Raw genomic sequence first — 23,947 nt, 5'->3', positions numbered from 1 at the left:
CACCCTCCCCTAGTGGGCATCGGCGATGTGCTGGGTGCCCAGCCGCTTGCGGAACACCCAGTACGTCCAGCCCTGGTAGAGCAGGACCAGCGGCGTCATGATGCCCGCCACCCAGGTCATGACCTTGAGCGTGTAATGGCCGGACGCAGCGTTGTCGATCGTCAGATTCCAGGCGGCGTTGAGCGAGGACGGCATCACATCCGGCGCCAGCGAGAGGAACAGCGCGGCCACCGTGGCCGCGATGGCCACCCCCGTGAAGGCGAAGGCCCAGCCCTCCCGGGCCCGGGCGTTCATCACGAACGCCGCGACGAGCGCGGCCAGCGCCACGCAGAGCGCCGTCAGTGTGGACGCGTCGCCGCGGTCCGCCTGCAGCCAGATCAGGAAGGCCGCAGCGAGAGCCGCCGTGACGACAGCGGCCTTGGCCGCGAACGCCCTGGCCCGCACCCGGATGTCGCCCACCGTCTTGAGCGCCGTGAAGACAGCCCCGTGCAGGGTGCACAGCGCGGTGAAGGCGAGCCCGCCGAGGACCCCGTAACCGTTCAGCAGGTCCCCGAACGAACCGGCGTAGTCCTGGTGGCTGTTGACCGGCACCCCGTGGACCATGTTGGCGAAGATCAGCCCCCAGAGGAACGGCAGCAGCAGCGAGGTGGTGAAGAGCACCCACTCCCAGTTGCGCTGCCAGCTCTCCTCGGGCCGCTTGTGGCGGTACTCGAAGGACAGGACCCGCACGATCAGCAGGACCAGGATCAGTACGAGCAGCAGATAGAAGCCACTGAAGAAGGTGGCGTACCAGACCGGGAAGGCCGCGAACATCGCGCCCGCCGCGGTGATCAGCCACACCTCGTTCCCGTCCCAGACAGGACCGATGATGTTGATCAGCACCCGGCGCTCGCGCCGGTCCCTGGCCAGCAGCCGGGTGAGGATACCGACCCCGAAGTCGAAGCCTTCGAGGAAGAAGTACCCGGTCCACAGCACGGCGATCAGCAGAAACCAGAAGTCGTTGAGGCCCATGACGTCTCTCCTCTCAGTACGCGAAGGTCAGGGGTTTGTCGGCGTCGTCGTCCCGGTCTCCGGGCCCGCCGGGCCCTGAGAAGGGGCCGCGCAGCCGCGGGTCCTTGGCGGGCGGCTGCTCGTCGGTGTCCGGTCCCATCACCGCGTACTTCTTCATCAGCCGGACATTGATCCAGCCGAGAATCGCGTAGAGCGTGACCAGGACGATCAGCGAGATCAGCATCTCCGTCTGGGAGACACCGGGGGAGACGGAGTCGGCGGTCTTGAAGAGGCCGAAGACGGCCCAGGGCTGCCGGCCCATCTCGGTGAAGACCCAGCCGATGGAGTTGGCGATCAGCGGGAAGACCAGGGAGGCCATCCCCACGCGCCAGCCCCACTTCGTGAAGAAGGGGTTCAGCTCCCGGCCCGCCGTGAGCATCAGTTTGGGCGCCTCGTCGTCGCCGGTCCGGTGCTCCGGCAGCAGCCACTTCTTCTTCCGGGTCAGCCAGAGTCCGGCGGCCGCGGCCACCGAAGCCGTGAGCCCGATCCCGATCATGAGCCGGAATCCCCAGAAGGTGACGAAGATGTTGGGTACGTAGTCGTCGGGGCTGCCGCCGTACTTGGCGGCCTCGGCCTTCGCGGTCTGGTGGATGCCGGGCACCGCGGTGTGGAAGTCGTCGTGGGCGAGGAAGGACAGTATCCCCGGGATCGACAGCTCGACGGAGTTGTGGCCCGCCGCCACGTTGCCCACCGCGAAGACGGAGAACGGCGCCGGTGCCTGGGTCTCCCAGAGCGCCTCGGCCGCGGCCATCTTCATGGGCTGCTGCTCGAACATCACCTTGCCCAGCTGGTCGCCGGAGAGCGCGGTGAGGATTCCGGCGGTCACCGTCATCACCAGGCCCATGCGCAGTGAGGTGCGCATCACGCGGGTGCGCTTGGTGTCGGTACTGGTGCCCGCGGCCCTGGCCCGCCTGATCTTCCACAGGTGGTAACTGGCGATGCCGACCACGAAGGCGCCGCCGGTGAGGAATGCCGAGGTCATGGTGTGGGTGAAGACCACCAGCGCGGTCTTCTGGGTGAGCACGCGCCAGATGTCGTCGAGGTGCGCGACACCGGTGGCCCGGTCGATGGTGTACCCGACCGGGTGCTGCATCCAGGAGTTGGCCGCCAGGATGAAGTACGCCGAGAAGGTCGTACCGATCGCCACCATCCAGATGCAGGCACAGTGGATCTTCTTGGGAAGTTTGTCCCAGCCGAAGATCCACAGCCCGATGAAGGTCGACTCGAAGAAGAAGGCAATCAGCGCCTCCATCGCGAGCGGCGCCCCGAAGACGTCACCGACGAACTTCGAGTAGTCCGACCAGTTCATCCCGAACTGGAACTCCTGGACGAGTCCGGTGGCAACACCGATCGCCAGGTTGATCAGCAGGAGCTTCCCCCAGAACTTCGTGGCGTGGAAGTACTTCTCCGCACCCTTCCGCACCCAGGCGGTCTCGAAGCCCGCGGTGATCGCGGCGAGGGAGATCGTGAGGGGGACGAACAGGTAGTGGTAGACGGTGGTCAGCCCGAACTGCCAGCGCGCCAGGGTATCCGGCGACAGAGCTAGTTCCACGTCGTCACTCTCCTTACGTGGCCGGGGTCACAGCGGTGTTCCGTCCCTTTGATCCCACACAGCCCGGAAGAAAAAGGACGCGCTTGTGAAAGCGTTCACATTCACAAGCAATACTACGAAAGCACCTCAGGCATGACGAAGGCGGGGTGCCCCCATGGCACCCCGCCCTGTTCGAACCCTGTACGGAAGGGGGTTACAGCTCCTTGCGGAAGGCCGCCGCCGCCTGGAGGAAGAGGTCGTTGCCCTCGGTCTCACCGATGGAGACCCGTACGCCCTCGCCCGCGAAGGGACGCACGACCACCCCCGCCTTCTCACAGGCCGCCGTGAAGTCGGCGGTGCGGTCGCCCAGCCGGAGCCATACGAAGTTCGCCTGTGTCTCCGGCACCGTCCAGCCCTGGCCGACCAGCCCCTCGTACACCCGGGTCCGCTCGGCGACCAGGGAGCCGACCCGGCCCAGCAGCTCGTCCTCGGCCCGCAGGGACGCGACCGCCGCGTCCTGCGCCAGCTGGCTCACCCCGAAGGGCACCGCGGTCTTGCGCAGCGCGGCCGCGACCGGGTCGTGGGCGATGGCGAAGCCGACCCGCAGCCCGGCCAGCCCGTACGCCTTGGAGAAGGTCCGCAGCACCGCCACATTGGGGCGGTCCCGGTACAGCTCGACGCCGTCGGGCATCTCGATGTCCCGGTTGAACTCCCGGTACGCCTCGTCGATGACCACCAGGACGTCGGAGGGAACCCGGTCCAGGAAGCGCTCCAGCGCAGCCCTGCGGACCACGGTCCCGGTCGGGTTGTTGGGGTTGCAGACGAAGATCGCCCGGGTCCGCTCGGTGATCGCGTCCGCCATCGCGTCCAGGTCGTGCACATCGCCGGAGTCCAGCGGCACCTGCACCGCGGTCGCCCCGCTGATCCGCGTGATGATCGGGTACGCCTCGAACGACCGCCAGGCGTAGATCACCTCGTCGCCGGGGCCCGAGGTGATCTGGAGCAGCGACTGGGCGACGCCGACCGCCCCGGTGCCCGTCGCCAGATGCGAGACCGGCACCCCGAAGCGCTCGGCCAGTTCGTTGACCAGGACGGTGCAGGCCATGTCCGGGTACCGGTTGAAGCTTCCGGCCGCGGCGATCGCGCTCTCCATCACACCCGGCAGCGGCGGATACGGGTTCTCGTTGGAGGACAGCTTGTAGGCGACCGGACCGCCCGCGGCGGCCGGCCTGCCCGGAACGTACGCGGGAATGCCGTCCAGCGCGGCGCGCAGCTTGGGGCTCTTCTGGCTCACAGCGGGTCCTCCTCGACTCGGATGAACCCACCCTATGAGGAGCGCAGCTCCGTGCGAATGGCGGGCGCCGACGGGGGGGCGTGCTGCCGGACATGCCACGCGCCCATGGCTTGCGCCGTGGCGCGCGTCCCCCGAAGAGGTGAGTTGAGACCTCATCGCAACATCAGCCATGGGCCAGGTACACACCCACCGACACCCGAGACTCTTTTGACAGGCCCCCCAAATCCCCTGTATTCAAAGGTGATTGATGCTAAATGATCATGCAGAAACGTGCCTGTCAACGCGTGCATATGCGCTCAGCTCAACCACCCCTCATCGCCCTACTATCGGCTCGCCATGACAGCAGCAGGGAAGCACCAGGTGAGCCGGGCGGAGACTCCTCGCAGGGCCAACCGGCAGGGACGAGCGGGCATCCGGGACGTGGCCGCCGCAGCCGGTGTGTCCATCACGACCGTCTCCGACGCGCTCAACGGCAAGGGCAGGCTCCCGGACGCCACTCGCCGCCATGTCCGCGAGGTCGCCGACCGGCTGGGCTACCGCCCTTCCGCCGCGGCCCGAACCCTCCGTACCGGAAAGTCCGGCCTCATCGGCCTGACCGTCACCACGTACGGGGATGAACCTTTCACCTTCACCGAATTCGCGTACTTCGCCGAGATGGCCAGAGCCGCCACCTCCGCCGCGCTCGCACGCGGCTATGCACTCGTCATCCTCCCCGCGACCTCGCGCCACAGCGCGGTCGACGTCTGGTCGAACGTCGCCCTCGACGGCACCGTCGTCATCGACCCCTCCGACCACGACCCCGTCGTCACCGAACTCGTACGCCAGGGTCTCCCCGTCGTCTCCGACGGCCGCCCGGCGGGCACCCTGCCCGTCACGGCCTGGGTCGACAACGACCACGAGGCAGCGGTCCTCGATCTGCTCGACCATCTCGCCGCAGCCGGGGCCCGCCGTATCGGACTGCTCACCGGCACCACCACGGACACCTACACCCGGCTCTCCACCACCGCGTATCTGCGCTGGTGCGAGCGAGTCGGACAGGATCCGGTGTACGAGTCCTACCCCGCCCACGACCCGTGCGCGGGAGCCGTCGCCGCTGACCGCCTGCTCGCCCGCCCCGACCGCCCGGATGCCGTCTACGGACTCTTCGACCCCAACGGCACCGACCTGCTCGCGGCAGCACGGCGGTACGGACTGCGCGTCCCGGAGGACCTGCTGCTGGTCTGCTGCAGCGAATCCACCGTGTACGCGAGCACCGAGCCGCCCATCACGACCCTCTCGCTCAAGCCCCGCCGGATCGGTACGGCGGTCATCCAGTTACTCATCGATGCCATCGAAGGGATCAATGAGGATCACCCGGTCGAGCAGGTAATACCGACCGAACTCATCGTCCGGACCTCCTCGCAGCGCCGCCCGCCGCGCACCACGGTCAGCCCACCCCGCTCCCCGGCGCCGGACTGACCACCTCAATAGGTGCGAAACGGGCGGTGGGGCGGCAGACCGTCCGGATTCAGCACCCCTGGTGCGTCACAGAGTGCTAGTCGCATTCCTATGATGGGCGCACGACACCGCGGGCTCCCCGAACAGGCAGGTCCGACCGGTGCACGGCGCGCGACGGTGGTGGAGGGGTCGATGACTCAGGGGGCCGGTCTGGAACCCGCGATGCGGACGGCGACAGTGCGGGGCTTCCGCGTACCGCCCCTGCCCGCGTCCGAGCACGTCCACGATGCCGGGAAGGCGCCGCGGTACGCCGCCGGTGAGGAGCCGGACGGGTATACGGCGACCCAGCGGGACCTGCCCGTCATCAGCCGCGGCGGCCCCGGTGACACGGTCGTCGTACCGATCGTGCCCGAACCCCAGCCCCTCCCCGCTTCTCCCGAAGGCGAGGGAGGGCTCGGGCCGCTCTACGTCGTCGGGGACGTCCACGGGTACCTCGACGAACTCCTGGCCGCCCTGTGCGCCCAGGGGCTCATCGACACCGAGGGCAACTGGGCCGCCGGCAACGCCCGCCTCTGGTTCCTCGGCGACTTCACCGACCGCGGTCCCGACGGGATCGGCGTCATCGACCTCGTGATGCGGCTGTCCGCCGAGGCCGCGGCCGCCGGGGGCTACTGCAAGGCCCTCATGGGCAACCACGAACTGCTGCTCATCGGCGCCAAGCGCTTCGGGGACACCCCGGTCAACTCCGGTGCGGGTACCGCGACCTTCCAGGCGGCGTGGCTGCTCAACGGCGGCCAGAAGGCCGACATGGACCGGCTGCAGGACGTCCACCTCCAGTGGATGTCGCGGCTCGACGCCATGGAGCTCGAGGACGACCACCTCCTGGTGCACTCCGACACCACCGCCTATCTCGACTACGGCGACTCGCTCGAAGCGGTCAACGACACCGTCCGCGAGACGCTCACCCGTAACGACGCCGACGAATGCTGGGACCTGTTCCGCAAGTTCACCAAGCGCTTCGCGTTCCGCGACGATTCGGGACCGCAGGCCGTGCAGGAGCTCCTCGGAGTCTTCGGCGGCCACCGGATCGTCCACGGTCACAGCCCCATCCCGTACCTGCTGGGCGAGGTCGGGGGCGAGGACGGCGAGGACGGTCCGCGCACCGTTATCGAGGGCCCGCACGTGTACGCGGACGGGCTCGCCGTCGCCATGGACGGCGGCGTGACCATGGCCGGAAAGCTGCTCGTGGTGCAGCTGCCGCTGCCGAACTGAACAGCGCACCTGAAGGCGATTTCCGGAAACCCTCTGTTACCCCGTGCCATAACAGCTCTACCATCGGGTTATCCGTAGCAGGCTCTCCTCCGTTTACGCCCAACTGCCCGTCAGACGGTGGGTGGTACGGCCCGACGGAGCATCGGGGGATGCACATGAACAGCGCTTCGCACCTGCTGACAGAGGACCGTCCGGAGTTCGAGCGGCTCCTCGACGACGCACTGCGCACCGCGCCCGACCGACCGGACCTGGCCGAGCTGGGGCAGCGGCTCAACAGCGAGCAGCTGCGCACCATGGTGCTCGACGCCGACAGCCTGGTCACATCGGCCGCGGCAGCCGAGTACGACCACTTCGTGACGGTCCGCGCCGAACTGCGCGGGCCCGCCCCGGAGTCGGTGCGCGCGTCCGTCCTCGCGCCCGTCAGAGGCGGCCCCAACGCGGGCGCGGGCCTCGCCGCCGTACTGGCCGTACTGGCGCCGGTGCTTGCGGGCACCGCCGCCGCGATCTTCCTGCTGGTGGGCTACCTGCTCAAGGCGCTCAATCCCGCACCCGCCTTCGGCAACACCATGGTCACCGCGGGCTGGTTCTTCGCGGCCCTCACCGCCGCGGCCATCCTGGCCGCAGCGATCGGGCTCCTCCTGACGGCGCTGCGCAACGGCTCGACCGAGGTGCACCCCGAGACGGAGGAGGGAGACGACGAGCTCTCCGAAGAGGTCGCCCGCGCCCGGGACGCCTGGCGCCACGCCCTGCTGGAACGGGGCATCGTCCCGTTCCTGAGCGCTGCGCTGGCCGACCCGAGCGTGGACCCGGCGGCGCCTGCCCCGTACCGGCCGACGGGCCGGATACCCAGCCTCGGGTACAGCCGTCCGGACTTCGCCAGTCCGGACGCGGGCGAGACGTCGGCCCACGAGCGCCCCAGCTTCACCAGCCCGGACTTCACGAGCCCGGACTTCGGCGGCCCGGACCACCAGCCGGAGTGACACCACTCTGGTGGCGCCACCCTGACGTCAAAACCCTGGTGACACCGGCCGGTCCGCGGTGGGACCGGCCGGTACGGGGCCCGGGCCCGGCAAGGGGCGTGGTCAGTCGGCGATCGGCAGGTACACCCGGTTGCCGCTCGCCGCGAACTCCTTCGACTTCTCCGCCATCCCCGACTCGATCTCCTCCTGGCTTCCGCCGTGTTCGCGGCGGATGTCCTGGGAAATCTTCATCGAGCAGAACATAAATAGATACCCCATACGCTACGGTCGTCTCAACAAGCCGTTCCACGGACCGAGGGGGCCACTGTGGGCAAGCGCGAAGAAACGATCAGCAAGCTGCGGGGAGTCCCCGAGGACACACCGTCCGTCGAGGAAGTACGGACCATGCTGGCCGCAGACCCTGGCCTCAAGTGCGTCATCTGCTACGCGCGCATCTCGTTCGATGGCCGGGTGAAGGACGCTCATGGCATTGAAGATCAACACCGCGATATGGCCGACGCCGCCCGTCGCCTCGGGTGGCTGGTCGTCTACCGCTACACGGACAACGACAAGAGCGCCAGCAAAGAGACCGTAGTCCGGGACGACTTCGAGCAGCTGCTCACCGACCTCATGACGGGCGTGACCCCCGAGGGCTACCCAGTGCACGGCGTGATGGCGGTGAACGACGACCGCCTGTACCGCCGCCCCAGCGACTGGGAGCGGTATCTCAAGGCGTTCACGTCCCAGGAGGGGCGCGTCTACCACGATTCGAATGGCGTACAGGATCTTTACGCCGAGGGGTTCGAGATCAAAGGGCTCGTGGGCGTGGCCATGTCCTTGAGCGAGACGCGGAAGAAACAGCGCCGCACCCGGAACAGCCACCGCAGCCGGGCGATCCGAGGTCAGTCCGTCTCGGCCTGGCGACCGTTCGGGTGGGAGGACGACAAGATCACCCTTCGCGCTGTAGAAGCCGACGCGATCCGAACGGCTGTGCACGACGTGATCGCGGGTGCCTCTATCTCCGAGATCACGCGCCAGTGGAAGGAAGCCGAGTTCATCACGAGTCGCGGCAACGCCTTCCAGTACGCGACCGTCAAGCAGGTACTTGTGAATGCCCGTACCTGCGGCTACCGGGAGATCAAGGGCGAGTTGGTCCGTGACGGCGACGACCAGCCGATCAAGGGCGAGTGGGACGCGATCGTCACGCCCAAAGAGTGGTACGCCATCATCTCGAAGATCCGGGAGCGAGGGCGGGGGGCAGGCGTGCCGCGCGGTGGCTTGGTCCACAAGTACTTGCTCACCGGGATTCTCCGCTGCGGCAACGTGCTTGAGGACGGCACCACCTGCAACAACAAGATGATCGGGATCAAGGCGAACGACTGGCTCAAGTATGAGCACGCCTACATGTGCAAGAGGACCGTGGACGGCGGCTGCAACAAGACCTACAAGCGGGGCGACAAGACGGACGTCATCATCGAGCAGCTCGTGATCGCGAAGCTGGAGAAGGACGCCGCCAGCAAGGCCGAAGAGGTGCCTGATTGGGACAAGGCCGAGTCGCTGGAGCGAGTGATCAGGAGCCGCAAGGAGCTGGAGCGACGGTGGCACGACGACGAAGACACAGACATCGACGATGAGACGTTCTTCCGTAACCTCCCGGTCCTAGAGCGACGGATCAAGGAACTGCGTGTCGACAAGGCCAAGCACGAAGCTTTGAAGGCCGAGGCCGAGGTTGCTCAAGAGGACATCGCTAAGTCGTGGAAGTCGAAGACGCTCACGCAAAAACGCGATGCGATCAAGAAAGTCCTGGGTGCTGTGGTCGCAGTGCCGGGTGGGAAGGGCAACAAGACCTTCGATCCAGATCTCCTCAAGCCTGTGTGGCGGGCTTCCGGCGGATGAGCTGGAGCCCCAAGATCTCCCCCACGCTCCGCAACTGATCATCGGAGAGTGGGGGAGATTCGCGTAGATGTCGTTCGATCCATGCGCTGATGGCTGCCGCTTCGTCGAGCTCCGTGACGAAGTGATCGGTTCCCGGCCTGCTCAGGCAGCACCACCGCCCGCAGGCCGCATCTCGTCTCGCGCGAACTCCCGACTCAGGGCGAGGTCGTCAGCGATACCCGAAGCAATTAGTGCCGCGCCTGGGGTGTAACCGGAGCCCATGTAGCGCCAGTGCGCCTCAGTGACCGTGCCAGGCTCAGGCTCCACCCCAACGTGCGCCGCTCGGTCAGCGCGCAGAGCTGCGTATGTCGTTGAGTAGGCACGGGACTTGGTCAGAATGTGGCCCCGGTATCCGAGGGTGTGAGCCCATGCCCGCAGGCGCAGGGGCCCGTACTCAGGCAATACGCCGAGGTTCCAGCAGGTCCGCATGAGTGCGCGCACATGGTCGGCGACCGGAGCGGCGTCGATGTCGTCCGAGGTGGCGAGCCGGTAATCCGTGCCGGCGCCGGTCTCGCCCGCTCCCTTGGTGACGTACTTCGCGACGTACGCGGCCACGGCTTCGTCATCCGGGCCGAGGCCGTCGGCGCGCAGAGGGCGGGCGTCGACCTGAACACCCCAGCGGAGGGCGAGTTCCCCGACAGCGGGGCTGTAGGCGGTACGTACTACGACGCGGTGCGCGGAGGCTCGTACGGCATCGGACATCAGCTCCGTGGTGCCCCATGCCGGGGGTTCGTCGTCCGGTCCGGCCGGGCCGTCGAGGCGCATAACCGCATGCACGTGGACGGCAGCGCGCTTCTGGTACTCGGCGACCCGGGCGAAGGACAGCCGCGCATGGTCCGGGAAGCGGGACTGCGCCAGGCCCACCGCCGAGGCGAGGTAGCGCCGGACGCCAACGGCAAAGCGGTCCCAGAGCTTGCCCGCGTGCGCGTGCCACAGCGCGTGGGCCGGATAGTCGTAGCAGGCGACGCAGAGGGGTTGCCCGACGAGTGAGCCGTTTGTCCCATGAACAGCGCCGCAGCCGAGGGGACGACTGTGCTCGCACTCTGCACGTACACGGCGCGGTCGGCAGCGGTCCCCGGCCCGGTGCACGGGCCCAAAGGACGGGGCTGTGAGCGTGATGAAGAGCCGGGGGCGGTCGCGGACTGTCGCGGGTACGGTCTTGCCGCCGAGGAGGCCAGCGCGGACCAGGTGGAAGGTGTCTCCCGCGTGAAGGCGGGAGCACGGTACGCAGACAGTTGCGCGCCGGTTGCGGCAGCGGACTGAGAGCCGTTCGCCTGGTTCGTCGCGGGTGTCGTAGTGGTGCAGGACCTCGCCCGTGGCTGCGTCTCGCGTGGTCGCCGAGCCAGAGAGATGGACCGGGTGAGCGCAGCCACCCGTAGCGGCGACCTGCTCCAACCAGCGCCGAAATTGGGGTGCTTGGGCGAGTCGTATTGCGTCGCGATCTGCTTCGGAGAGCTGACGCAGGCGCGCCGCGCGGTCGAGGGCGGCGCGCCTGTCAGCCGGAGTGAAGTCGGGTGTGATGGTGGGGGCCTTCCGGGGTGGGCCGCCGAAGCGGCAGGGTTGGTGGGTGGTGGCGCGCTGTCGTCCATGGCTCGTGCTCCTTGCGTGTGTGGTCGGTCGTGTCGATCTCAGGTCAGCGGATGGTTCCGGTACCCCGGCAGACGCGGCAGCGATGGCGCATTCCGGTCCAGGTCCTCCGGGCCCCTTCGCCCTTGCAGTTGGGGCACCTCACGCGACTCATGGGCATGTCTGTCCTTCCAGTTCAGGTGTGGGAGAAGCCGCTGATGACCCAGGTGACGAGACCGTGGATGGTGAAGACCACGGGCGTCTGTCCGAGGTAGACCCCGAAGAGCCCGACGCAGACGGCTTCCCAGGCCCGCATGTCGCGCGAGCGGACGAGGAGGACGGTGATGATCCCGAAGATCACCGCGAACCCGAACGCCGTACCTTCGCTGATCACTTGTCGTCTCCTTCCAGTGCCGCGAGTACGCGGTCTATGACGGGGAGTTCCGGAGTCATCGCCGAGTGCTTCCGGGCCATCGCCATGGCTTCTTCGGTCGTTGTCAGATGCGATCGGGCGCGGCTCCAACCGCCGTCCGCCCCTGTGCAGACCGCCACGCCCTGTTCCTCAGCGGTGATCGACTGGGCGACGGCTACGGCGTCCTTGTTGAGGTCACCGAGAGCCATTTCAGCCGTTCCGGGGTCGTTGACCCGGTGGCAGACCCGGCCGCCGAGTTGGGCGCGCAGCGCGGTGACCCCGGGCCCAAGGTCGGAGCCGACGCGTTGCCCGGCAACGACCAGGTGCACCCCGAGCGCGGCACCGAGCTGGGCCAGGCGGAGGAGGAGCGTGGAGCACTGCTCCGCCTCTGCCTTGCTTTCGCGCGTGCCGTCGGAGAGGTACAGCTCCGCCAGTTCGTCCACGATCACGACGACCGGTATGGGGCGAAGCTTGTCGGGCAGTTCCCAGATCGATCGGACGCCCGCCGTCCGACAGGCGCGCATTCGGTCCTGCATGTCGACGACGAGCGCGGCGAGCACGGCGACCGCCTCACGTCGGCACGTCGTAAGCGCGCTCAGGCGATCGGCGAAAAGACCGAGCTCCATCCCGCCCTTGCAGTCGATGCCGATCAAAGCGACGGGTTGCGGACCGAGTTGGGTGATCAGCCGGGCAAGCAAGGTGGACTTGCCCGAGCGCGTGGCCCCGACGATGAGCCAGTGCGGCACCGTCCTGAGATCCATCACCCAGGCCCCGCCACTCTCCAAAGCGCCGATGAGCGCCGACAGCAGCACGGCGGGAGCGGTCACCAAACCGGGCCGTTCCAACGGGTCGCTTGCCGTCGCCGTCAGGAGCACGAAGCCGCGCTGAGGAGAGGTGACCCGTACGGCGTGGACCTTCCACGCATGTACGAGCGCGTCAGCCGCCTTCATGTACGTCGCCGGGGTATGTCCCGCATGCAGCCGTACAACCGCTGTCAGGCCCATGCGGGTAGCCCGGGGAAACGAGATGCGCGGAGCGATCGGCCGCAGCGGATCACCCTTGACCACCACATCCCCGACCAGCCCGCGCGGCGGACGACGGGACACCGCAAGATCGTTGAGCATCGCGACCCTGCGCCAGGTGGCCAGCACCCGCCACACGGTCAGCGGGTAGCCGGTGAGGTACCAGTGCCAGGCCGGGCGGTGGCGCCGCAACAGGTCAGCCACGACGACTACCCAGGCGAGCACGGCCAGGGCCAAGGCGATAAGGATTGCTCCCATCACGCGCCACCGCCCTTGACCGGGGCCGCGGTGACCGACGGAACCGGGGTGATCGCGTCGGCCCGGAAGCTGATTCCGTGCCTGTCACCCATCGACCAGGCGAACGCCGTCAGACCCGTGATCTTGAGAATCTGGCCTTCTTCGATGCCCTTCGGTTCACCGGTCACAGAAATCTCGATCACGGAGATTCGCCGCCGGTCCTGCCGCACGGTGACGGCCACGGTGTAGATCGTGTTGCCGTCCCGGTCTTTCTTCACCTCCTGGGTCTCGGGGTTGCTGATCTTCGCTTCGGGCGCGATGGCACACCGCAGTACGCCGAGTCGTGCCGTGTCCACAGGGATGGACTGCATGGTTCGGGCCTCCAAGGCCACTTGAGGACGTCAGTTCTTATGCTGACGTCACTTGTCCTTACGAGTTGAGACTATGAAGCGCTGTACGGCGAGAGGTCAAGTACTTATGCTGACGAGTGATGTCGCGCGTGCGACGTGCCTACGACTTCAACCCGAAGGTGCCGAGATGGCGGAGATCCAACGACCAGGAGCGCTCTACCAGCAGGTTGCCGCTGCGGTCCGGGAAGCGATCCTCTCGGGCGAGTACGAACCCGGCTCTCCGCTCCCCTCCGAGGCTCAACTCGTTGAGCGGTACAAGGTCTCTCGTCCGACGGTCCGCAACGCCATCGCGGCACTGCGCGCGGAAGGGCTCATCGGGGTCCGCCACGGCAAGGGCAGCTACGTGCGATCCGACGGCCAACCAGCCGTCACCTTCGAGCGCTGGGTGAAGCGCACCCGCAGCGGCAAGTACACAACGCCCGATGCCCCCGCTGCTGTCCCCGCCGCCCCCGAGATGGGCATCGATGCCACAGTCAGGATGCCTGACGGCACTAACTGGGTAGTCGAGATCAAGAGGTACCGCTCTCGGACGACGAAGGCCACAGGCGCACTGCTCGAACTCGGCGAGGAAGAGGCCCTTCTCGTGGACGACCGGCTCCTGTTCGACCCGACGAGCGGTACGCATGCATTGCATCGCACGCTGATTCCATTCGAGTTGGCCGAGTCCGTACCCGCACTGGCCGAGAGCCCTGAGGTATCTCTCGCCGAAGTCTTCGCGATCTTGACGCAGGCCGGACACGAGCTGTGGTGGTCCGAGCGGGTACGCGCCCGCATGCCTCTGCCTGAGGAACGGCTCGCCCTCCGACTCCCGGATGCAACACCAGTTTTGGACCTTGCCCGCGTAACTCACGGCACCGACGATCGCCCGCTGATTCTCGAAGAGTTCCGCGTCGGTGCGGACTGTGCCGAACTCGCCTACCGGATCACCGCCGACAAGGAGCCCGCGCGGCGTGCCGGTGCCTGAGAACCGCAGATCGGTCGAAACTTTCTCCACTTCCTCAAGGGCGCGCCTGCGGCGCGCCGGGCAGCCCGGCCGCCCCGGCCGGGCGTGCGGCGTGGCCGCCGGTCCCGGCCGGTCGCCCGGCGCCCTGTGCCGCATCGCGCCGAGGCGCGTGAGGCGTCGACCGGACGGCTGGAGCCGGGGTCCACGGGGCTGGGGGTCGACGGCCTCCGAGGCTTTAGGCAGCTCCCATGGGGCGAGCCTCGAAGAACAGGGGGCCAATCGGGCACAACAGCGGGCAGGTTCAGTACCTGCCCGATTCGCCGGGCCAGCGTAAGGCCCCCTGTTCACTCGCCCCATGGCAGCTACCGCCCAAAGCCTCTGCGGCCGGCGACGTGCCCACGCGCGGCGCTCACCAGGCGAAAGGCATCTCATACCGCACCGCCCTCGTTACCCGTGACCGCTTCCAGAAGCCCGGCAAGCCGACCCACCGCATTCGGCCAGCCAGTCACCCGCACCACACCGCGCCCGTCCTCATTTGTAGAGGCGACTGCTCGTACCTCCGACAGCTCGAACCCGGCACCGAGCAGCCCCCGGTTCAGCCGGTCCGCAGCCTCCCGGGCTTCGCGCCAGCCCGCCACGTAGTCGACTCCAGGCACCCACAGACCGCAGTCCGCGCCCGCGACATCGAGGCCGTCCCTCAGCCAGTCCCCGCCTGTGCCGGTCACCTTGCCCACCTCTGCCCTGATCTAGATAACGGGTCATCAACTTCTTTTGGTCCAGGGCAGAAACGCAGCACTGCGGCCCCGGTACCATCAGGCACCGGGGGCCGCAGTGTCCCCATCCGGACCACCCCAGTTGCTGCCAGGCGCGGGGGTGGTCCGGTCTCGTATGTGGTTGTCGTACGCGATCTGGTCCTACGTGACAGGCGCCGGTGACATCAGCGCGGCCCCTCCACCAGGGAGGCCCGCGAGAAGCTGGTGATGATGTTCCGAAAGCCTGTGTGACTTGTCCGACCGGCGTGGTTGATGCACCAGATCTCTGGCCTTTCCGTCCCGTCAGCCGGTTCCGAGCCGTCCCCGCACGTCGTGCACTCAGCCACGTAGATCGGCCCGCTTCCAGAGGTGTCCGCGCTCAAGACCCAGTTCACGAAGCGCCATACCTCCCGCGTCGTCATCTCCGTCCCCTCCGATCCGAACCGCGTCCGCGCTCCACACTCACCACGTCTGTCGCATTCACCCGCCGGGCAGGCCCCGACTTGAAGACCAGCACTACCGCCGGTCGCCCAGCGGCACGCCGGTCCGTGCGCGCTGCCTTGACCTCCCGCTGTCGGCCCCGGTCGCTGATCACGTCGCCGCGCCGTACCCGCAGCGCCAAAAAGCGCGCCATCACGCCCACCGCCCTTCACCAGCAGCCACGGGCAGCGCTCCGCCAGAGCCGCCACCGAGATCGAAGCGGCAGAAGACGCTCTTACCGCCGCGCTCACCAGGGGTCCACCACAAGCCGTCGGCCAGCGTGCGCACGATGTGCAACCCCCGCCCGTGATCAGGCAGCAGCGCCTCCGGCAGGTCCTCGGCCAACTCCGGGCCGAAGCCGTCGCCGAGCGGCAGTGTGGGCGGGTCGGAGTCTTCGTCGGTCACCTCCACGAACAGCCACCGAGGCCAAGACCGCAGAGTGAGCGTGACCACCGGGCGGTGACCGGGCTCCGCCGAGTAGCGGTCGGCGATCACGTGAAGCACCACGTTGCCAACCAGCTCCGAGACGCACAGTTCAACGTCTTCGGCCAGGTCGCCCAGATCCCAGCTCGTGAGAGTCCCGACCGCCATACGCCGCGCGGTTTGTGGGGCGTCTTCCGCGTCCGTGAAGAGTGTCAGCGCACGGAAGCGGCCCGCTGCCGCTACCTCAGCACGCCCGACGGTTCCCGCCTCTGCTGCCGGGAGTAAGCCTCGTACGATCTTTCCGGTTTCCACGACACGATCGCCGTCCTCGGTCACGTCTACCGGGTCGCTCCCGGCAGGGTGGCCCGAGGATGCATCCCTTGTACCGGCTGTCGCTCCCCCCTCTTGGGGACCCCCCTCGTGGGTACACTCGATCAGGCGCACCCCGAAGAGTTGTCAGGTCAATCACCAGGGGAAGTGGGATGGCCGAAGTTGCTCCGACGCCAGCAGCACTGCCGCCGCATGTGCTGGAACGCGCCGACGTCCGCTCTGCGATTGCCAGCCACGATTTCGGTGAGGTCTTCAGACTCGCCAGGCTGCACGGCAAGATCAGCTACGCCAAGATCGCCGAGGCCGTCAGCTACAAGCGCGAGCACATCGGCAAGATGGCCAAGGACGAGACCGAGGGCAAGGGCGTTCGGCCCCGGATCACGCAGTACCACAAGATCCTTGAAGTGGTGGACGGGCTACGCATTCCCGGCCACCTCGCTGGTCTCTCCCCACGGCCGTGGGAGTTGGAGCGAAGGGCGAACACGGCCCAGCCAGAGGACCCGAGCACCTTGCTCGCTGAGGGGGGTGCGGGACTGTGGGACATAGCCGAGCTACTGCGGCGAACGGAAATGTCCAGCATCAACAGCGCCGCCCTGGAGTCGATTGAGCAGGGCATCGACCAGTTGGCCCGCGCCTACCCGTACGCCGATGCCGACTACCTGCACCAGCGCACGCGGAACGGCTTGCAGTTCGTCACCAAGCAGCTTGAGAGCCGGATGACGCTGCGCCAGCACCGGGAACTACTCGTTGACGCCGGATGGCTGTTCCTGCTCAACGCTTGTGTCCAGTACGACCGGGGCCAGCGGGAGGCCGCCAACCTCAGCAAGGCCGCCGCGCTCCGGATCGGCGAAGAAGCCGGGCACGGCGAGATCAAAGCGTGGGCGTGGGAGATCGAGGCATGGTTCGCCCTCACGCAGAGCCGATGGCAGGACATGCTCAACGCAGTGGAGGCCGGGCACGTCGCCGATCAGACACACTCCGTCGGCGTGCAGCTGTACGCGCACAAGGCTCGCGCCGCCGCCCGGATGGGAGACGCCCGAATGGTCCGCGACTCCTTGGACGCCGGGCGCGCCCGACTGGACCGCCTCGCCCGTCCTGATCACCCCGAACACCACTTCATCATCGACCCGGACAAGTGGGACTTCTACGAGATGGACGCCTATCGGCTACTCGGAGACGACGAGCGCGCTGCCGTCCACGCCCGGTCGGTAATCCGGATGAGCACCGGCCCCGACGGAACCGAGATCTCCCCCATGCGTGCCGCAGAAGCCCGACTCACACTCGGAGTCGCCGCCGCCCGGACCGGCGAGATCGAAGAAGCCGTAGGCATGGGCACTGCGGCTCTACTCGCCGACCGGAAGTCTCTCCCCTCCCTTCTCTTGGTCGCCAACGAGCTGGACAAGGAACTCCGCGCCCGCTTCCCCCGGGAGGCGTCCACGCGCGACTTCCACGAACGGATCTTGACCATCACACGTGGCGCGAGCACGCCAGAGCTTCCGTTCTGACCAGCCGCATAAATGGCTCGGGCCCGTCCCGTCTCCTGGTTTGAAGACGGCGCCCCGGCAAGCAAGAGTGCCGGGGCGCTTCGGGCAGAACAGGCGAGTAGCCCTACTTGTGCTAGTCCGCCAGCGGCAGGTACACCCGGTTACCGCTCGCTGCGAACTCCTTGGACTTCTCCAACATCCCCGCTTCAATCTCGTCGTCCGAAGCGGAAGAGTGCAGGTCAGGGGCGAATTGCTCTGTGATGCTTTTACTAATCTTCATCGAGCAGAACTTCGGCCCGCACATGGAACAGAAATGCGCGGTCTTGGCCGGCTCGGCCGGCAGCGTCTCGTCATGGAACTCCCTTGCCGTGTCGGGGTCGAGAGCCAGATTGAACTGGTCCTCCCAGCGGAACTCGAAGCGTGCGTCCGAGAGCGCGTCGTCCCACTTCTGCGCGTCCTGGTGCCCCTTGGCCAGATCCGCCGCATGGGCCGCGATCTTGTACGTGATCACGCCGGTCTTCACGTCGTCCCGGTTGGGCAGCCCCAGGTGCTCCTTGGGCGTGACGTAGCAGAGCATGGCCGTGCCCCACCAGGCGATCATCGCCGCCCCGATGCCGGAGGTGATGTGGTCATACGCCGGGGCCACGTCCGTGGTGAGCGGGCCGAGCGTATAGAAGGGGGCCTCCTCGCAGATTTCCTGCTGGAGGTCGATGTTCTCCTTGATCTTGTGCATCGGGACGTGACCGGGACCTTCGATCATCGTCTGTACACCATGACGTTTGGCGACCGTGTTGAGTTCCCCGAGGGTGCGCAACTCCGCGAACTGCGCTTCGTCGTTGGCGTCCGCGATCGACCCCGGCCGCAGCCCGTCACCCAGCGAGTAGGTGACGTCGTAGGAGGCCAGAATGTCCGACAGCTCCTCGAAGTTCTCGTACAGGAACGACTCCTTGTGGTGCGCCAGGCACCAGGCGGCCATGATCGAACCGCCGCGCGAGACGATCCCGGTCTTGCGGCGTGCGGTGAGCGGCACGTACCGCAGCAGCACCCCCGCGTGCACCGTCATGTAGTCGACGCCCTGTTCGGCCTGCTCGATGACCGTGTCCTTGTAGATCTCCCAGGTCAGCTCCTCGGCCTGGCCGTCAACCTTCTCCAGGGCCTGGTAGAGCGGGACCGTGCCGATCGGGACGGGGGAGTTGCGCAGCACCCACTCGCGGGTGGTGTGGATATTGCGCCCGGTGGACAGGTCCATGACCGTGTCCGCGCCCCACTTGGTGGCCCAGGTCATCTTGTCCACCTCCTCCTCGATGGAGGAAGTGACGGCGGAATTACCGATGTTGGCGTTGACCTTCACCAGGAACCGCTTGCCGATGATCATCGGCTCGATCTCCGGGTGGTTGACGTTGGCCGGCAGGACCGCCCGGCCCGCGGCGATCTCCTCCCGTACGACCTCGGGGGAGACGTTCTCCCGGATCGCGACGTACTCCATCTCCGGGGTGATCTCCCCGCGCACGGCGTACGCGAGCTGGCTCACCGCGCGCCCCTCGCGCCCCCTTCTGGGCTGGCGGGGACGGCCGGGGAAGACCGCGTCGAGGTTACGGAGTCCCCCGCGCGGCGATGTGTGCTTGATCCCGTCGTCCTCGGGACGGGCCGGGCGGCCCGTGTACTCCTCGGTGTCGCCGCGACCGATGATCCAGTTCTCCCGGAGCGGGGCGAGCCCACGCCGTACATCGGTCTCGACGGTGGGATCGGTGTACGGGCCTGACGTGTCGTACAGCGTCACGTCCTGCCCATTGGTGAGGTGCACCTGCCTGACGGGCACCCTGAGATCCGCGCGCGAGCCCTCCGGGCCCGCTACGTATCCCTTGTGCCAGCCCGGCTTGCGCTCGTCCTGGTCGGTGGCAGGCGTGCGTGCATCCACTGTGGTCATGAGACCTACTCCCTACGCCGGCATTACCCGGTAACAGGTTCGGCGGTCGGCGCAGCTCACAGCAGTCTGCTGGTCAGCGCCCTCTCAGCCCGGTGCTCCGAGCTCCCGCGTGTGCAAAGGTGCCCCCACGCTAACGCCATTCGCCGCGCACTGAACAGAGGGCCTCCTCGTTCTTGCGATGATCGGGCGGTGACCCCACTCCCCGAACCACCTCCCGGCGGGCACGGCCACACGCACAGCCACGGCCCCGCCGCGCCTGTGTCCAAGCATCTGCGCAAGGTCATCGCGGCGGTGCTGATTCCCTTCGCGGCGGCGGTTGTTGTCGGTCTCGCGGTCTTCTGGCCGGGCGGTGCGCCGCACCATGCCCGCAGCGGTGTCGGGTTCGACCGGCAGACGCAGCAGGGCAATGTGGCGGAGCTCACTCCGGTCAACTGCCAGGACGTGCACGCGAGTCAGTCGTCGACGGCCGGCGGGAGCGCGGCCGGGGGCACTCCGGAACCGCAGTCCGGCGCCGGTGCGTCCCCGCAGGGCACCCCGTGCAAGAAGGCGAAGATCGAGGTGACGAGCGGCAAGGACAAAGGCCGCACCTTCACCGAGATCGTCCAGCCGGACTCCCCGCGCCAGTTGCACCGGGGACAGGGCGTGATCGTGGCGTACGCCCCCGACGCACCTCGTGACCTGCAGTACTCGGTGTCCGACGTGGACCGGAAGTTCCCGATGGTGCTGCTCGCCGGAATCTTCGCGCTGGTGGTGGTCGCCGTGGGCCGGCTGCGCGGGCTGATGGCACTGGTCGCGCTGGCCGTCAGTTTCGCCGTGCTGACGCTGTTCATCCTGCCGGCGATCCTGCACGGGTCGAATCCGCTGGTCGTGGCGGTGATCGGGGCGAGCGCCATCATGCTGATCGCGCTCTACACCTGCCACGGCCTGACCGCGCGGACCTCGGTGGCCGTCATCGGCACGCTGATCTCGCTGATGCTGATCGGGCTGCTCGGTTCGCTCTTCATCGGCTGGGCGAGCCTGACGGGCAATACCGACGACAGCACCGGTCTGATCCACGGCCTCTACCCGCACATCGACATGAGCGGGCTGCTGCTGGCGAGCGTCATCATCGGATCGCTCGGGGTGCTGGACGACGTGACGGTCACGCAGACCTCAGCCGTCTGGGAACTGCACCAGGCCGATCCCACAATGGGGGCCCGCGGGCTCTACCGGGCAGGCATCAGGATCGGCCGCGACCACATCGCGTCCGTCGTCAACACGCTCGTCCTGGCCTACGCGGGTGCGGCGCTGCCCTTGCTGCTGCTCTTCTCCATCGCACAGAGCAGTGTGGGGACGGTGGCCAACTCCGAGCTGGTCGCGGAGGAGATCGTACGGACCCTGGTGGGCTCGATCGGGCTGGTCGCCTCGGTGCCGGTGACCACGGCGCTCGCCGCACTCGTGGTCTCGGCCGACCGTCCGGGCCAAGGGACCGACCGCCACGGGACCGACCGCCACGGGACCGACCGTCCGGGCCGCGGGACGGGCTGGGCGCTCTCCGGAGGGGGCCTCGCGCGGGGCGGCGGGGGCCGCCGTCGCAAGCACTGAGCCGTCGGCTCTCCGCGCTCGGTCAGGCCTCAGCGCTCAGGCCTCAGCGCTCAGGTTTCAGTTCGCAGGCCCAGTTCGCAGGCCCAGTTCGCAGGCCCAGTTCGCAGACCCAGTTCGCAGACCCAGTTCGCAGACCCAGCCTCGGGCCTCAGTTCCCGGGCCTCAGGTCTCGCCCCTCAGCCCGCGTTCTCCTCCGCGAGGATCCGGCCGAGAGCTGCCTCCAGATGCCCGTCGAAGTCGCCCAGACTGCGCTCCTCGCCGAGCGGGACGATCTTGTCGGTGCGGTCCAGGAAGGCGACCAACGGGGCGCTGCCCGCCCGGAACAGCGCGCGGTCCGCCCCGACCTGGAGGCGCAGATGGACGGCGGACAGCCCTGCCGGATCACTGGGCGCGATGTGCACATCGCCGTCCCCCGTGGGGGCGTTGATCCCGTCGAGAAGCAGCTCACGACCGAACGTCCAGGTCACCGGGGCATCTCCGGGAAGGTGGAAGGTCATCCGGACCGCGTACGGATCGCTCACCTCGTAGCACAGCTCCACCGGGATACGGAAGGAGAGCTCCTCGGAGACGAGGAAGCTCATCATGACCTCTGCCTGGACCGATTCGCTCATGTCCCTACCCCGCAGTAGACGCTGTGTTGGTTCACAAGATGGCCGGGAAATGTACCGCCGGACCCTCTTGACGTAATCGTGCTGTAAGCGCAAACAGATCACAAGGAGTGATATTTCAGATACTGATAGAGAACGCAAGCGAATCGAGCAAAGCTCCGGCCTCGGAACGTAACGTTTTAGCAGCGGAGAGCAACCGCACTTGCTGGTGCACCGGGCCTGAAACAGCTATCGCCGCAGCGCCTGAACCGACCGTGATCGGGGTGGCCGCACAGACGGTTCCGAGGGCGTACTCCTGCTGCTCGACCACCGGCTGTATCCGTTCCGTCGCAGCCAGTCTTCGCAGCAGGACGCACCGGTCACGTACCGAATAGCGGGTCAGCGGACGCACCGGATGGCGGTCCAGATGATCTCTGCGGGAGGTTGCGTCGAGCTGGCTCAGCAGGCACTGGCCGAGGGCGTGTGCATGACCGGTTTCCCGGAAGTCCGCCCACTCCTCGACGGCGGGCGCGGCGGGTGTGTCGGCGACCGCGACGAGGTCGATCTCACCCTCGCGGTACGCCGCAAAATAGATCGGCACCCCGAGCGCGTCCCGCCAGGAGTTGAGCGATTCGACCAGCGCGGCGCGCCGGTTCCGCGCGGCGCAGCGGCCGGCCAGCCGCTCGGCGGCGGCTCCGGGGATGAACACGCCGTTCTCCCGCCGCACATAGCCCTCGTGGGCCAGGGTGCGCAGCAGGTGGTAGGCGGTCGGGAGGGGGAGTCCTGCCTCCCTGGCGAGCTGTTTCGCGGGGGCTCCGCCGCTGTGGGAGCTGACGGCCTCCAGCAGTCTGAGCGCGCGCTGCACCGAGCCGATCAGTGTCGGCGCAGCGGTGTGAGGTGCTGTGGCCAAAGGGTCACCCCCAGCATGCCGACGGCGGATCACTGCCCGCGAGGGCTTCCCCCGTGGGTCCCGCCGCGCACAATCCGCTGGTCAGCGCCTTCTTCAGGCCGGTTTCCCGAGGAGGCGGCAGGGATTTCTCACTGTAGCCACAGCCTCCGTCCGGGCGTGGGGATTCGCTGCCCCCGTCCCTCAGCCGGGCTAACGACCGCACGGGTACACCAGCCCGGGTCCCCCATCCTTCTGCCAGTCGCGCCGTACTACGGGTCGCGCCGGCCGGTCGCGCCGGTCTACCAGTCGTTCCGCGAGGACGACGAGGTGAACTTCCTTACGACGTAGATCAGTCCGGCGACGAGCGCCACCAGGAGCAGGGCCTTGAAGAGCAGCCCGATCACAAAGCCGATCACGGTCGCGATGAGACCGCCGAACACGATCAGCACGAGAACGGGCACCGCTACCCACTTCACCCACCACGGCATTCCCGCGAAAATCTCTCGGACCGCCATCGTCCTACCTCTTCCTGGATCTTCCTGGACCACACCGGCCACTCCGGGTGCTCTGCTTTCGATGCTAAAGGCGCCGGAGGGCTCGGCGGCGGCCACGCAGCCCTTGGAATCCCCTGATGCGCCCCCTACGGGACGGCAGCGTCCAGGCCCCGGGGTCAGCTCTCGGGCGGCGAGAAGACCACAAGAACCCGCAGGTCCTCGGAGATGTGGTGGAACTTGTGCGTCACCCCGGCCGGTACGTACACCACCCCGCCCCGCGCCACCTCGGTCGTCTCCGTACCGACCGTGATCGAAGCCCGGCCGCTCACCACGAAGTACACCTCGTCCTGGCCGTGCGGCTGCTGGCGGTCGGTCGCTCCCGCGTCCAGCGCGTAGAGCCCTACCGACATGTTCCGTTCGCGCAGGAACTGCAGATACGCGCCGTCGTTGGCAGCACGCTCCGCCTCCAGTTCATCCAGCCGGAATGCTTTCATCGCTTGTCAGCCCCTGCACTCGTACCGATCGTGTCTGCCACGATCAGACACATGAAGAATTTCGTAGTCAAGACGATTGCCAACGCCGCAGCACTCTTCGTAGCCATCTGGCTCCTTCAGGACATCACGCTCAGCGGCGACTCCACCGGACGCAAGGCACTCACCCTGGTCATCGTCGCGGTGGTCTTCGGCCTGGTGAACTTCGTCGTCAAGCCGATCGTGAAGCTGATCGCCTTCCCCCTGTTCATCCTCACACTGGGGCTGATCACTCTGGTGATCAACGCCCTGATGCTGCTGCTCACTTCCTGGCTGTCCGGGAAGCTCGACCTCTCCTTCCATGTGCACGGCTTCTGGACCGCTGTACTCGGCGGCCTGATCATCTCGGTCGTCTCGTGGGCCATGAACGTCGTCCTGCCCGACGAGGACTGAGTCCGT

23 protein-coding genes and 1 riboswitch are annotated in these 23,947 nt (G+C 67.5%); of the genes, 8 read left to right on the top strand and 15 right to left on the bottom strand.

Annotated elements, in window-relative coordinates:
- Positions 1–9: 9 nt before the first annotated feature.
- From cydB to hisC, 3 genes are all read right to left on the bottom strand, one after another.
- Positions 10–1,011, bottom strand: coding sequence for a cytochrome d ubiquinol oxidase subunit II (cydB, locus tag OG210_RS14700; RefSeq protein ID WP_328328853.1), 1,002 nt, complete (start codon positions 1,009–1,011; stop codon positions 10–12).
- A 13-nt stretch (positions 1,012–1,024) separates the two neighbouring features.
- Positions 1,025–2,602 (bottom strand): cytochrome ubiquinol oxidase subunit I, encoded by a 1,578-nt coding sequence (locus tag OG210_RS14695; RefSeq protein WP_371536911.1) that lies wholly within the window; start codon positions 2,600–2,602, stop codon positions 1,025–1,027.
- A 193-nt stretch (positions 2,603–2,795) separates the two neighbouring features.
- On the bottom strand, positions 2,796–3,875 hold the full coding sequence (hisC, locus tag OG210_RS14690; RefSeq protein WP_328328859.1) for a histidinol-phosphate transaminase: 1,080 nt from the start codon (positions 3,873–3,875) through the stop codon (positions 2,796–2,798).
- 336 nt (positions 3,876–4,211) lie between these two features.
- Here hisC and OG210_RS14685 point away from each other — a divergent pair, with 336 nt between their 5' ends.
- The 3 genes from OG210_RS14685 to OG210_RS14675 all read left to right on the top strand — a co-directional run bounded on the left by OG210_RS14685 (position 4,212) and on the right by OG210_RS14675 (position 7,564).
- Positions 4,212–5,333 carry a LacI family DNA-binding transcriptional regulator gene (locus OG210_RS14685; protein ID WP_328328861.1) on the top strand — a complete coding sequence of 374 codons (1,122 nt, stop codon included), beginning with the start codon at positions 4,212–4,214 and terminating at the stop codon, positions 5,331–5,333.
- Between the two features lie 171 nt (positions 5,334–5,504).
- Positions 5,505–6,584 (top strand): metallophosphoesterase, encoded by a 1,080-nt coding sequence (locus tag OG210_RS14680; RefSeq protein ID WP_328328863.1) that lies wholly within the window; start codon positions 5,505–5,507, stop codon positions 6,582–6,584.
- 149 nt (positions 6,585–6,733) lie between these two features.
- A complete protein-coding gene (locus OG210_RS14675; RefSeq protein ID WP_328328865.1) occupies positions 6,734–7,564 on the top strand; it encodes a hypothetical protein in 831 nt (276 codons plus the stop codon).
- A gap of 102 nt (positions 7,565–7,666) precedes the next feature.
- On the opposite strand, the gene OG210_RS14670 is transcribed toward OG210_RS14675, so the two are convergent.
- On the bottom strand, positions 7,667–7,795 hold the full coding sequence (locus OG210_RS14670) for a hypothetical protein (RefSeq protein WP_371540585.1): 129 nt from the start codon (positions 7,793–7,795) through the stop codon (positions 7,667–7,669).
- Between the two features lie 75 nt (positions 7,796–7,870).
- Between OG210_RS14670 and OG210_RS14665 the strand changes: the two genes are divergently transcribed.
- Positions 7,871–9,439, top strand: a complete 1,569-nt coding sequence (locus OG210_RS14665; protein WP_371536906.1) for a recombinase family protein — start codon at positions 7,871–7,873, stop codon at positions 9,437–9,439.
- Between the two features lie 141 nt (positions 9,440–9,580).
- On the opposite strand, the gene OG210_RS14660 is transcribed toward OG210_RS14665, so the two are convergent.
- The 4 genes from OG210_RS14660 to OG210_RS14645 form a co-directional block, all read right to left on the bottom strand.
- Positions 9,581–10,942 (bottom strand): replication initiator, encoded by a 1,362-nt coding sequence (locus OG210_RS14660; RefSeq protein ID WP_371540290.1) that lies wholly within the window; start codon positions 10,940–10,942, stop codon positions 9,581–9,583.
- A 298-nt stretch (positions 10,943–11,240) separates the two neighbouring features.
- The gene (locus OG210_RS14655; protein ID WP_371536902.1) at positions 11,241–11,438 is read right to left on the bottom strand and encodes a hypothetical protein; all 198 of its coding nucleotides are present in this window, start codon (positions 11,436–11,438) and stop codon (positions 11,241–11,243) included.
- A complete protein-coding gene (locus OG210_RS14650) occupies positions 11,435–12,736 on the bottom strand; it encodes an FtsK/SpoIIIE domain-containing protein (protein WP_371536899.1) in 1,302 nt (433 codons plus the stop codon). The genes OG210_RS14655 and OG210_RS14650 overlap by 4 nt, the downstream gene beginning before the upstream one ends.
- A complete protein-coding gene (locus tag OG210_RS14645) occupies positions 12,736–13,086 on the bottom strand; it encodes a hypothetical protein (protein ID WP_371536896.1) in 351 nt (116 codons plus the stop codon). The genes OG210_RS14650 and OG210_RS14645 overlap by 1 nt, the downstream gene beginning before the upstream one ends.
- 166 nt (positions 13,087–13,252) lie before the next feature.
- On the opposite strand from OG210_RS14645, the gene OG210_RS14640 reads away from it, so the two are divergent.
- A complete protein-coding gene (locus OG210_RS14640; protein ID WP_371536893.1) occupies positions 13,253–14,089 on the top strand; it encodes a GntR family transcriptional regulator in 837 nt (278 codons plus the stop codon).
- Between the two features lie 407 nt (positions 14,090–14,496).
- Here OG210_RS14640 and OG210_RS14635 read toward each other — a convergent pair whose 3' ends face one another.
- Positions 14,497–14,793, bottom strand: coding sequence for a hypothetical protein (locus OG210_RS14635; protein WP_371536890.1), 297 nt, complete (start codon positions 14,791–14,793; stop codon positions 14,497–14,499).
- Between the two features lie 660 nt (positions 14,794–15,453).
- Positions 15,454–16,059 carry an ATP-binding protein gene (locus OG210_RS14630; RefSeq protein WP_371536888.1) on the bottom strand — a complete coding sequence of 202 codons (606 nt, stop codon included), beginning with the start codon at positions 16,057–16,059 and terminating at the stop codon, positions 15,454–15,456.
- 146 nt (positions 16,060–16,205) lie between these two features.
- Between OG210_RS14630 and OG210_RS14625 the strand changes: the two genes are divergently transcribed.
- Positions 16,206–17,558 (top strand): tetratricopeptide repeat protein, encoded by a 1,353-nt coding sequence (locus OG210_RS14625; protein WP_371536885.1) that lies wholly within the window; start codon positions 16,206–16,208, stop codon positions 17,556–17,558.
- A 112-nt stretch (positions 17,559–17,670) separates the two neighbouring features.
- On the opposite strand, the gene thiC is transcribed toward OG210_RS14625, so the two are convergent.
- A complete protein-coding gene (gene thiC, locus OG210_RS14620; RefSeq protein WP_371536883.1) occupies positions 17,671–19,464 on the bottom strand; it encodes a phosphomethylpyrimidine synthase ThiC in 1,794 nt (597 codons plus the stop codon).
- A riboswitch (TPP riboswitch) is annotated at positions 19,457–19,583 on the bottom strand. (Overlaps the previous gene by 8 nt.)
- A gap of 70 nt (positions 19,584–19,653) precedes the next feature.
- On the opposite strand from thiC, the gene OG210_RS14615 reads away from it, so the two are divergent.
- The gene (locus tag OG210_RS14615) at positions 19,654–21,048 is read left to right on the top strand and encodes a YibE/F family protein (RefSeq protein WP_328328869.1); all 1,395 of its coding nucleotides are present in this window, start codon (positions 19,654–19,656) and stop codon (positions 21,046–21,048) included.
- A gap of 176 nt (positions 21,049–21,224) precedes the next feature.
- Here OG210_RS14615 and OG210_RS14610 read toward each other — a convergent pair whose 3' ends face one another.
- The 4 genes from OG210_RS14610 to OG210_RS14595 form a co-directional block, all read right to left on the bottom strand.
- Positions 21,225–21,659 (bottom strand): SsgA family sporulation/cell division regulator, encoded by a 435-nt coding sequence (locus OG210_RS14610; protein ID WP_371536880.1) that lies wholly within the window; start codon positions 21,657–21,659, stop codon positions 21,225–21,227.
- A 115-nt stretch (positions 21,660–21,774) separates the two neighbouring features.
- Entirely contained in the window at positions 21,775–22,545 is a 771-nt protein-coding gene (locus OG210_RS14605; protein WP_371536877.1) for an IclR family transcriptional regulator, read from the bottom strand.
- Positions 22,546–22,823: 278 nt separating this feature from the next.
- On the bottom strand, positions 22,824–23,039 hold the full coding sequence (locus OG210_RS14600) for a DUF5326 family protein (RefSeq protein WP_328328877.1): 216 nt from the start codon (positions 23,037–23,039) through the stop codon (positions 22,824–22,826).
- A gap of 155 nt (positions 23,040–23,194) precedes the next feature.
- Positions 23,195–23,512 carry a cupin domain-containing protein gene (locus OG210_RS14595; protein ID WP_266855268.1) on the bottom strand — a complete coding sequence of 106 codons (318 nt, stop codon included), beginning with the start codon at positions 23,510–23,512 and terminating at the stop codon, positions 23,195–23,197.
- A 51-nt stretch (positions 23,513–23,563) separates the two neighbouring features.
- Here OG210_RS14595 and OG210_RS14590 point away from each other — a divergent pair, with 51 nt between their 5' ends.
- Positions 23,564–23,941, top strand: a complete 378-nt coding sequence (locus OG210_RS14590; RefSeq protein WP_328328879.1) for a phage holin family protein — start codon at positions 23,564–23,566, stop codon at positions 23,939–23,941.
- The last annotated feature ends 6 nt before the right edge of the window (positions 23,942–23,947 follow it).

Source organism: Streptomyces sp. NBC_00466, assembly GCF_041433995.1.
GTDB lineage: Bacteria > Actinomycetota > Actinomycetes > Streptomycetales > Streptomycetaceae > Streptomyces.
The sequence above is the reverse complement of the archived record's forward strand: the minus strand, read 5'-3'. Positions and strand labels throughout refer to the sequence as shown.

Bases quoted from the DNA above. Each gene is read 5' to 3' on its own strand.
- OG210_RS14645 (WP_371536896.1), bottom strand. From the start codon at position 13,086: ATGCAGTCCATCCCTGTGGACACGGCACGACTCGGCGTACTGCGGTGT.
- OG210_RS14600 (WP_328328877.1), bottom strand. From the start codon at position 23,039: ATGGCGGTCCGAGAGATTTTCGCGGGAATGCCGTGGTGGGTGAAGTGG.
- OG210_RS14680 (WP_328328863.1), top strand. From the start codon at position 5,505: ATGACTCAGGGGGCCGGTCTGGAACCCGCGATGCGGACGGCGACAGTG.
- OG210_RS14685 (WP_328328861.1), top strand. From the start codon at position 4,212: ATGACAGCAGCAGGGAAGCACCAGGTGAGCCGGGCGGAGACTCCTCGC.
- OG210_RS14640 (WP_371536893.1), top strand. From the start codon at position 13,253: ATGGCGGAGATCCAACGACCAGGAGCGCTCTACCAGCAGGTTGCCGCT.
- OG210_RS14670 (WP_371540585.1), bottom strand. From the start codon at position 7,795: ATGAAGATTTCCCAGGACATCCGCCGCGAACACGGCGGAAGCCAGGAG.
- OG210_RS14590 (WP_328328879.1), top strand. From the start codon at position 23,564: ATGAAGAATTTCGTAGTCAAGACGATTGCCAACGCCGCAGCACTCTTC.
- cydB (WP_328328853.1), bottom strand. From the start codon at position 1,011: ATGGGCCTCAACGACTTCTGGTTTCTGCTGATCGCCGTGCTGTGGACC.
- OG210_RS14625 (WP_371536885.1), top strand. From the start codon at position 16,206: ATGGCCGAAGTTGCTCCGACGCCAGCAGCACTGCCGCCGCATGTGCTG.
- OG210_RS14675 (WP_328328865.1), top strand. From the start codon at position 6,734: ATGCACATGAACAGCGCTTCGCACCTGCTGACAGAGGACCGTCCGGAG.
- OG210_RS14650 (WP_371536899.1), bottom strand. From the start codon at position 12,736: ATGGGAGCAATCCTTATCGCCTTGGCCCTGGCCGTGCTCGCCTGGGTA.
- thiC (WP_371536883.1), bottom strand. From the start codon at position 19,464: ATGACCACAGTGGATGCACGCACGCCTGCCACCGACCAGGACGAGCGC.
- OG210_RS14595 (WP_266855268.1), bottom strand. From the start codon at position 23,512: ATGAAAGCATTCCGGCTGGATGAACTGGAGGCGGAGCGTGCTGCCAAC.
- OG210_RS14610 (WP_371536880.1), bottom strand. From the start codon at position 21,659: ATGAGCGAATCGGTCCAGGCAGAGGTCATGATGAGCTTCCTCGTCTCC.